General features: G+C 69.9%; 8 protein-coding genes. 4 read left to right on the top strand and 4 right to left on the bottom strand.

The genetic code is table 11. The annotated features are described in order from the left end of the window. Positions 1 to 934 (bottom strand): HAMP domain-containing protein (locus VIL67_RS19075; RefSeq protein WP_332050509.1); only part of this gene is annotated, 934 nt, incomplete at its 3' end. Between the two features lie 416 nt (positions 935 to 1,350). Here VIL67_RS19075 and VIL67_RS19070 point away from each other — a divergent pair. The 4 genes from VIL67_RS19070 to VIL67_RS19055 are packed head-to-tail and all read left to right on the top strand — an operon-like array spanning position 1,351 to position 4,753. Next, a complete protein-coding gene (locus tag VIL67_RS19070; RefSeq protein WP_332050508.1) occupies positions 1,351 to 2,130 on the top strand; it encodes a nucleotidyltransferase family protein in 780 nt (259 codons plus the stop codon). Then, positions 2,114 to 2,860 (top strand): metallophosphoesterase family protein, encoded by a 747-nt coding sequence (locus VIL67_RS19065; RefSeq protein ID WP_332050507.1) that lies wholly within the window; start codon positions 2,114 to 2,116, stop codon positions 2,858 to 2,860. The genes VIL67_RS19070 and VIL67_RS19065 overlap by 17 nt, the downstream gene beginning before the upstream one ends. Positions 2,861 to 2,918: 58 nt before the next feature. Next, a complete protein-coding gene (locus tag VIL67_RS19060; RefSeq protein ID WP_332050506.1) occupies positions 2,919 to 4,007 on the top strand; it encodes a CgeB family protein in 1,089 nt (362 codons plus the stop codon). A 2-nt stretch (positions 4,008 to 4,009) separates the two neighbouring features. Continuing rightward, positions 4,010 to 4,753 (top strand): nucleotidyltransferase family protein, encoded by a 744-nt coding sequence (locus VIL67_RS19055; RefSeq protein ID WP_332050505.1) that lies wholly within the window; start codon positions 4,010 to 4,012, stop codon positions 4,751 to 4,753. On the opposite strand, the gene VIL67_RS19050 is transcribed toward VIL67_RS19055, so the two are convergent. Genes VIL67_RS19050 through VIL67_RS19040 form a run of 3 tightly spaced genes read right to left on the bottom strand, consistent with a single transcriptional unit; the run spans position 4,737 to position 8,453 of the window. Then, entirely contained in the window at positions 4,737 to 5,954 is a 1,218-nt protein-coding gene (locus tag VIL67_RS19050) for an MFS transporter (RefSeq protein ID WP_332050504.1), read from the bottom strand. The two genes, VIL67_RS19055 and VIL67_RS19050, sit on opposite strands and share 17 nt — an antisense overlap. Before the next feature lie 31 nt (positions 5,955 to 5,985). Next, the gene (locus tag VIL67_RS19045; RefSeq protein ID WP_332050503.1) at positions 5,986 to 7,422 is read right to left on the bottom strand and encodes a phosphomannomutase/phosphoglucomutase; all 1,437 of its coding nucleotides are present in this window, start codon (positions 7,420 to 7,422) and stop codon (positions 5,986 to 5,988) included. A gap of 14 nt (positions 7,423 to 7,436) precedes the next feature. After that, a complete protein-coding gene (locus VIL67_RS19040; RefSeq protein WP_332050502.1) occupies positions 7,437 to 8,453 on the bottom strand; it encodes a UDP-glucuronic acid decarboxylase family protein in 1,017 nt (338 codons plus the stop codon). Positions 8,454 to 8,505 lie beyond the last annotated feature (52 nt).

The raw sequence follows: 8,505 nt of genomic DNA, 5'->3' as shown, positions 1-8,505 counted from the left end.
CGGTCAGGTTGGCGGCCATCAGGTTCACGTTGTCGGTGAGGTCCTTCCAGGTGCCGGCGACGCCCTTCACCTGGGCCTGACCGCCGAGCTTGCCTTCCGTACCCACTTCCCGCGCCACCCGGGTCACTTCCGAGGCGAAGGCGTTCAGCTGGTCCACCATGGTGTTGATGGTGTTCTTCAGCTCGAGCACCTCGCCCTTCACGTCCACGGTGATCTTCCGCGACAGGTCGCCGTTGGCCACGGCGGTGGTCACCTCGGCGATGTTACGGACCTGGCCGGTGAGGTTCGCGGCCATGAAGTTCACGTTGTCGGTGAGGTCCTTCCAGGTGCCGGCGACGCCGCGCACCTGCGCCTGACCGCCCAGCTTGCCCTCGGTGCCCACTTCCCGCGCCACGCGGGTCACTTCCGAGGCGAACGACCCCAGCTGGCCCACCATGGTGTTCACGACCTTGCCGATGCGGAGGAATTCGCCCCGAAGCGGGCGCTCCTCGTTCTCGAGGTCCATGGTCTGCGACAGGTCGCCCTTGGCCACGGCGCCGATCACGCGGGCCATTTCGGCGGTGGGGTGCACCATGTCGGCGATCAGGGTGTTCACCGCGTCCACAGAGGCCGCCCACGAGCCCTGCGCGGCCGGCAGCTTGGCGCGATGGTTGATCTTGCCCTGGCGACCCACCGTCTCGCCGAGCCGCTCGAATTCCTTGGTCATGCGGTCGTTCAGCTCGACCACGTCGTTGAAGGCTTCGGCGATCTCGCCGGCCACGCCCGTCAGCCCGCGCGGCAGCCGGACCGAGAAATCGCCGCGCCGGAAGGCGCGCAGCGCGACCAGCAGCTCGGCGGTGTCGACCTGCGCCGGCTCCCGTTTGCGCGCCGTGGTCTTGGCGGGTTTAGCGGACGACTTCGCCGGCTTGGCGGCGGTGGAAGCGGAAGCGGCCATGGATCCCCCGAAGGCGCAGACAATGCGTTGGCGAGGGATGCCTTGCCTCGAGCCGAAGCGCCAAACGCTCCAACCAGTAGCAACACACACCCCCGCCCTGGAGGCCGAACGAGCGACGCGGCATCAAGGTTCCAGCTCTGCCGCAAATATTTTTGGGGATCGGCGACCGCGACGTGCCGCCCTCGCGGGCCAGCGATCGAACTGCGTTCAACATGCCGCGAAACCCAAGCGACTTCAACTGCTAAGCTGGATCGAGACGCGACGCCCCGCGCGAACTCCGATCCGCCAGGGGTGACGCGCAATCGTGGCGAAAGCAGGCCCGAGCGGGGCCATCGCCCGCGGCCGGAACCCGCCGCCAGGGCTGCCGTTTGGGGCAAGGGGCTGGCCCCCTCCCCTCCCACCGAGCCCACGGACGCATGTCGCAATCCTACGACGCCGCCGCCTTCGAGCCGCCGCCCGAAGCGGAAGCCTTTTACGCCGAGAGCCTGAAGCTTCTCACCGAATCCGGGATCCCATTCCTGCTGTCCGGCACCTATGCGGTGACCGCCTATACCGGCATCGTTCGCCCCACGAAGGACCTCGACGTCTTCTGCAAGGCCGGCGACTACCCGAAGATCCTCGCCTACTTCCAGGAACGCGGCTACCGCACGGACGTGGAGGACGAGCGCTGGATCGCCAAGGTCTGGCAGGGGAAGCACTTCTTCGACGTGATCTTCGCCATGTCCAATGGGACGGCGCCGATCACCGACGAGTGGTTCGTCAATAACGACACGATCAATGTATACGGCACCGAGGCCAAGATCACGCCGCCGACCGAGCTGATCCTGTCCAAGATGTTCATCCAGGACCGCTACCGATACGACGGGGCCGACGTGGCGCACGTCATCCTGCGCGCCTCCGACCGGATCGATTGGCAGCACCTGCTCCGCTACATGGAGCCCTACTGGGAGGTGCTGCTGACCCACCTGCTGAACTTCCGGTTCATCTACCCCACCGAGCGGGACACCATCCCCACCTGGGTGATGGAAGAGCTGACCAGCCGGCTGAAGGCGCAGGTCGGGCTGCCCGCGGCGCGCGTGAAGGTCTGCCGAGGCCGCCTGTTCAGCCCGCGCGACTACGTCACCGATATCACCGAGTGGGGCTTCGCCGACGTGGTGGGCAAGGGACTGGAGGAACGGCATGAGCCTATCGCCTGAGACGCCGGTGCAGAACGGACCCCTGAGGGTCGCCGCCATCGGCGACCTGCACGTGGGGGAGAACCACGAGGCGCCCTACCGCGACCTTTTCAGCCGGATCAGCCAGGAGGCGGACGTCCTGGTGCTCTGCGGCGATCTCACCAACTACGGCAAGACGCCGGAGGTGGAGATCCTGGCCGAGGACCTGCGCGCCTGCACCATCCCCGTGGTGGGCGTGCTCGGCAACCACGACTACGAATGCGGTCAGCCGCAGGAGGTGTCGCGCATCCTGCACGAGGCCGGGATGATCGTTCTCGACGGCGAGGCGCGGGAAATCGGCGGGGTCGGGTTCGCCGGCTGCAAGGGCTTCATCGGCGGTTTCGGCCGTTACATGCTGAGCGCCTTCGGCGAGGCTGAGATCAAGTCTTTCGTGCAAGCTTCGGTGGACGAGAACCTGAAGCTGGAAACGTCGCTCAGGATGCTGCGGAGCGAGCGCATCGTGGTGGTGACCCACTATGCCCCTGTGCAGGACACCGTAGAGGGCGAGCCGCCGGAGATCTTCCCGTTCCTCGGATCGGCCCGCATGGGCGAAACCATCGACCGGTTCGACGGCGTGAAGCTCGCCCTCCACGGCCACGCTCACCGCGGGGCCTACGAGGGCCGCACGGCGCGTGGAGTGCCGGTCTATAACGTGGCGCGACCGGTGCTGAACCGCGACCTCGGGATCGAATACGCCCTCTACGAGGTCTAGCAGGGGGAACCTTCGCCATGGGCGCCTGTTGAGCCCATGGGAAGGGAGCGCCGCACGCATGAAGCTCGTGATCTTTGGCCTGACGGTCAGCTCCTCGTGGGGCAACGGTCACGCCACGCTCTGGCGGGGCCTGACGCGGGCGCTCGCCGGGCGCGGCGTGCAGGTGGTCTTCTTCGAGAAGGACGCGCCCTACTACGCGCGCCACCGTGACCTGGCCGTCCTGCCCTGGGGCGAGCTGGTGCTCTACGGCGACTGGGCCGACGTGGCCGAGCGGGCCCGCGCCGAGGCCGCCTCCGCCGACGCGGTGATGGTCACCTCTTACTGCCCGGACGGCCCTGCGGCCTCGCGGGTGGCCGTGGAGCACGGTCGCCTGGCGCTGTTCTACGACATGGACACGCCGGTGACGCTCGCCCGGCTCGCCGCCGGCGAGCGCGTGGATTACCTGCCCCCCGAAGGGCTCGGCGGCTTCGACCTGGTGCTCAGCTACACGGGCGGCGAAGCCCTGGTCCGGCTGGAACGCGATCTCGGGGCGCGACGCGCGGCGCCGCTCTACGGGCATGTAGACCCCGACCACCACCGCCCCACCGGCGTGGACCCCCGCTATGCCTGCGACCTCTCCTACCTGGGCACCTACGCCGCCGACCGCCAGCCGGCGGTGAACGCCCTGTTTGCGGAGCCGGCGCGGCTGCGTCCCGGCCAGCGTTTCCTGCTGGGCGGCTCAGGCTACGACACAGCCTTCCCCTGGACCGACAACATCTTCTTCCTGGACCACGTCGCGCCGCCGGAACACCCGGCCTTCTTCGCCTCCTCGCGACTGACGCTGAACGTCACCCGCCGGGACATGGCGCAGATGGGCTACTGCCCCTCCGGCCGGCTGTTTGAGGCCGCCGCCTGCGGCTGCCCGATCCTCACCGACACCTGGGACGGTCTCGACCTGTTCTTCGAACCCGGCCGCGAGATCCTCACGGCCGGGACCACTGCAGAAGCCCTGGCGGCGCTGGACCTCGCTCCCGCCGACCTGTTGGCCCTCGCAAGGCGGGCCCGCGAACGCACCCTCGACGAGCACACCAGCGACCACCGGGCCGCGGAGCTCCTGCGCCTGCTGTCCACCTCGCCCGCAGCGCCGCGCGATCTGGAGGAGGCTTGAGCATGTGGGGGATCATCCCCGCCGCCGGCCAGGGCACGCGCATACAGCCGCTGGCCTTCTCCAAGGAGCTGCTGCCGGTGGGCATGCGGGTGGAGAACGGCGCCGAGCGGCCCCGGGCGGTGAGCGAGTACCTGGTGGAGCGCCTGGCGCGCGGCGGGGCCGACAAGGTGTGTTTCGTCATCAGCCCGCACAAGGACGACATCCTGCGTTACTTCAGCGACCGGGTGGACGGCGTCGACTTCGCCTTCGTGGTGCAGCCGCGCCCAGCCGGGCTCTGCGACGCCATTTTCCGGGCCGCGCCGGTGATCCCCGCCGACGAGCCGGTGGCCGTGGGCCTGCCGGACACCATCTGGTTCCCGGAGGACGCCCTCGCCCACCTGCCGGACGACCGGTTCTCCTTTCTGACCTTCCCGGTGGAGGAGCCTCGCCATTTCGACGCCGTGGTCGCCGACCCGGACGGCCGCATCCGCGAGATCCAGGTGAAGGTCCCGAACGCCGCCTCAAAGTGGATCTGGGGCGCCTTCAAGATGCCCGGCCGCATCTTCCACGAATTGCATGCCTTGTGGCTCGAACGCGGTCGGGAGGATGAGTACCTGGGCACCCTCGTGAACGCCTGGATCGCGGCGGGCGGCGAAGCCTGGAACGCGCCGCTGGGAAGCGGCTATGTCGACGTGGGCACCGTCGACGGTTACCGCCAGGCGCTCCGACTGCTGGGCGCCCTCGAGCCCGTCAGCCCGCGCCCCTGAGCCGAAGCTGCCGGCCCGCCCGCCAGGCCAGCCAGGCCGCCGGCACTATGCCCACGCCAGCGAAGACGATCGGCGCCCAGCCGCCGACGCTCGAGAACAGCATCCCGGCGACCACCGGCCCGATCACCCGCGCCGCCGATCCCGCCGCATTGTTCGCGCCCAGGATAGCGCCTTGCCGCCCTTGCGGGGCCGCCTCGGAGATCAGGGCGCTGGTGGCCGGCTGTGTCAGGGTGTGACCGGTGACCGCCACCGTCACCGCCGCGATGCACAGCCAAACCCAGGGGGACGCCGCCTGGATGAGCAGGGCCACGCTGGTCACCGACAGACCCGCCACGATGGTCGCCACGCCGCCCACGCGCCGGACCAGCATGCCTGAGAAGAAGCTCTGGCTGAGCGCCGCGGCCACCCCGGTGGCGCCCATCACGTACCCGATCTCCATCGGCCCCCAGCCGAACCGCGCCGCGCCCCACAGGCCCAGCACCGACCACATGGCCGAAAAGGAGGCGAAGCCCATGAAGGTCATGGCCACCAGCCGGCGCAGCACCGGGTCGGTCCACGCCTGGGCCAGCGCCGCCAGTGGGCCTGTCCGCGCGAGGTGCGCACCCTTCTCCGATACGCTCTCGCGCACGAAGGCCATCACACCGACCGTGGCGACGACGCAGAGCCCCGCGGAAACGAGCAGCGGCGGGTGGAAGCCCGCGGCGCCCATTTCCGGCCTCGCCAGCACGCCCCCGAGCCAGGGGCCAACCACGAAGCCGATCCCGAAAGCCCCGCCGATCAGGCCCAGCCGCCCGGCCAGCCGCTCCGGCGGCGTCACGTCGACGATGTAGCCCTGGATGGTGGAAATGTTGCCGCTGAAGAAGCCGGCGAGCGCCCGCACCAGGATGGCCACCCAGATGTTCGGCGAAAAGGCCAAGGCCACATAGCCGAGGGCCGAGGCGGCGATGGTGATCAGCAGCACCGGCCGTCGGCCGATCCGGTCCGACAGGCGGCCCCAGGTCAGCTCGCCGACGAACTGCCCCGCCGAGAACGTTGAGAACATCAGCGTCACCTGCCAGGGCGTCGCGTCGAACACATGGGCGTAGAAGGGCAGCAGCGGGATCACGACCCCGAAGCCGATCAGGCTGACGAAGACGATCAGCAGCAGGACCGGCACGGCCAGCCGTGCGTCGGGGGGCGCTGCGGGTCTTCGCGGAGGCATGAGAGCGAGTAACGCCCTCGGTCCCCGATGGCTAGACGTCCGCGTCCAGTCCGCAGCCGGCGAGCCGGCGTTTCAGTTCGACCCGCAGGCGTTCCAGCCCGTCCGGGTGCAAGGACTCGCAGCGGCAGGTCAGCTTCGGCTCGGTGCCTGAGGCGCGCAGCAGCCACCAGCCGTCTGGCCCCTCCACCCGCAGGCCGAGCGCCGGGTCGAAGACGGCGCCTTCCTCCGCCAGGGCGCGGGCGACCTCGGCCACCACCTCGGCCTTGCGCGCCTCGGGACAAGGGATGCGCAGCTCCGGCGTGGTGAAGGTGGGCGGCAGACTGTCCCGGAAGCTGGCGAGCCCGCCGGGGAGCCGCGACACCGCCAGGAAGGTCTGCACCGCCGCATAGAGCGCGTCGTCCACCCCGCCCCAGCCGTCGGCGAAGAAGATGTGGCCGGAGAGTTCGCCGCCCAGCAGCGCCCCCTCCGCCTGGATGGCCTCGCGCACGTGCACATAGCCCGAGGGCGAGATCAGCGCCCGGCCGCCGGCTTGCCTTACCCCGTCGAACAGCACCTTGGAGCACTTGACGTCGGCGACCACCGTCGCGCCCGGACGGCGCGCCAGCAGGTCGCGCGCCAGCAGCAGGATCAGCTGGTCCGCCCACAGGATCCGACCCTGGGCGTCCACCACGCCGATGCGGTCACCGTCGCCGTCGAACGCCACCCCGAGATCGCAGCCCTCGGCCAGCACCACCTCGGCGAGCTGAACCAGGTTCTCGGCGACGGCCGGGTCGGGATGGTGCGCGGGGAAACGGCCGTCCACATGGGCGTTCAGCAGCCGGTGCTCGCCGGGAAGGCGGCGGACCAGCCGCTCCACCACGGGTCCGGTGGCCCCGTTGCCGCAGTCCCAGGCGACCTTGAGCGGGGCCATGTCCGCCGCAGCGCGGGCGAGGTCCTCCACATACGTCTCGAGGACCGACACCCGGTGGGCCGCGCCGCCGCCGCGCTCCACCGTCGCGCCCTCGACCAGGGCCTTGAGGCGCGCGCCATGCACGCGCTGCTCGCCGAGCAGGATCTTGAAGCCGTTCTCCCCCGGCGGATTGTGCGACGCGGTGACCATGATCGCGCCGTCCAGGCCCAGCTTGCGGACCGCCCATCCCAGCATTGGCGTGGGCCCAAGCCCTATGCGTTCGACGCTCAGGCCGCCGTCCATCAGGCCCCAGACCAGCGCCTGCTCGAAGGCCGGCGAGCTCATCCGCCCGTCGCGCCCGACCCCCACCCTTGCCAAACCGGCCTCGCGGGCGGCCGTCGCGTAGGACAGGCCGAGCGCGTAGGCGCCGGCCCTGTCGATATCCCGACCTGCGACGCCGCGAATGTCATACGCCCGCACCGCCTCCGGGCGGATCCGGCCCAGCGGCCCGGGCGCGGCGGCGCCGGCAGCGGGCCAGGCCGCGCCTGCGCCCGTGTCGTCCAGCGCCTCGAGGCTCATCTGGATGCTCCCGGTCAGGCCGACAGGCGAACCTCGTCCTCGTTCTCCCGGACCCGGGCCGTACGGCCGAGGTTCGCCTCGAACCACGCAATGGTCGAGCGAAGCCCTTGTTCCAGGCTCGTTTCAGGCCGCCAACCGAGCACCCGCTCGGCCTTGCTGATGTCCGGCCGCCGGCGCTTCGGATCGTCCACCGGCAGGGCCTGGAAGACCACCTCCGAGGCGGAGCCGGTCAGCTGCAGGACCAGGTCGACCAGTTCGCGGATCGTCCGCTCGTTGGGGTTGCCGATGTTGATCGGGCCAGGCTGCGGTCCCTCATGCTCCATCAGACGATAGAGCCCGTCCACCTGGTCGTCCACGTAGCAGAACGAGCGGGTCTGCGAGCCATCGCCGAAGATGGTGATGGGCTCCCCGGTCAGCGCCTGGTGCACCACATTGGAAACTACCCGCCCGTCGTCGGCGGCGAGCCGCGGGCCGTAGGTGTTGAAGATCCGTGCGACCCGCACCTCGGCGCGGCCTAGGCGATCGTAGTCGAAGGTGAGCGCTTCGGCCGCGCGTTTGCCCTCGTCGTAGCAGGCGCGGGGTCCGGTGCAGTTGACGTTGCCCCAGTAGGTTTCGGCCTGCGGGTGCATGGCGGGGTCGCCATAGACCTCGCTGGTCGACGAGATCAGGAACCGCGCGCCCGTCGCTTCCGCTAGCCGCAGCAGCCGGTGGGTGCCCAGCACGCTGGTCAGCATGGTATGCTCCGGGTCGGCCTGGTAGAGCGGCGGCGAGGCGGCGCAGGCCAGGTTGTAGATCCGGTCGAACTTCCGCTTGGTGACCCGCGGCGGCAGGGCGTCGACGATATCGGCCTTCACGAACTCGAAGTCCTGGCGGCCCTGAAGCTTGCGCAGGTTCTCCCGCTTCCCGGTCTGGAGGTTGTCGAGGCAGACCACGTGGGCGCCTTCCGCCAGGAGCCGCTCGCAGAGGTGGGATCCCAGAAACCCGGCGCCGCCGGCGACGAGGACCTGCAGTTGCCGTCCGTTCTTCTTCATTTCCGTCCCTTCCAAGCTCTGCGTCTCCCGTGGGCCTGGCGGCCGTTACTCA

Origin of the sequence: Phenylobacterium sp. (assembly GCF_036563385.1) — a bacterium.
GTDB lineage: Bacteria > Pseudomonadota > Alphaproteobacteria > Caulobacterales > Caulobacteraceae > Phenylobacterium.
The sequence above is the reverse complement of the archived record's forward strand: the minus strand, read 5'-3'. Positions and strand labels throughout refer to the sequence as shown.

Bases quoted from the DNA above. Each gene is read 5' to 3' on its own strand.
- VIL67_RS19070 (WP_332050508.1), top strand. From the start codon at position 1,351: ATGTCGCAATCCTACGACGCCGCCGCCTTCGAGCCGCCGCCCGAAGCG.
- VIL67_RS19065 (WP_332050507.1), top strand. From the start codon at position 2,114: ATGAGCCTATCGCCTGAGACGCCGGTGCAGAACGGACCCCTGAGGGTC.
- VIL67_RS19050 (WP_332050504.1), bottom strand. From the start codon at position 5,954: ATGCCTCCGCGAAGACCCGCAGCGCCCCCCGACGCACGGCTGGCCGTG.
- VIL67_RS19055 (WP_332050505.1), top strand. From the start codon at position 4,010: ATGTGGGGGATCATCCCCGCCGCCGGCCAGGGCACGCGCATACAGCCG.
- VIL67_RS19060 (WP_332050506.1), top strand. From the start codon at position 2,919: ATGAAGCTCGTGATCTTTGGCCTGACGGTCAGCTCCTCGTGGGGCAAC.
- VIL67_RS19045 (WP_332050503.1), bottom strand. From the start codon at position 7,422: ATGAGCCTCGAGGCGCTGGACGACACGGGCGCAGGCGCGGCCTGGCCC.
- VIL67_RS19040 (WP_332050502.1), bottom strand. From the start codon at position 8,453: ATGAAGAAGAACGGACGGCAACTGCAGGTCCTCGTCGCCGGCGGCGCC.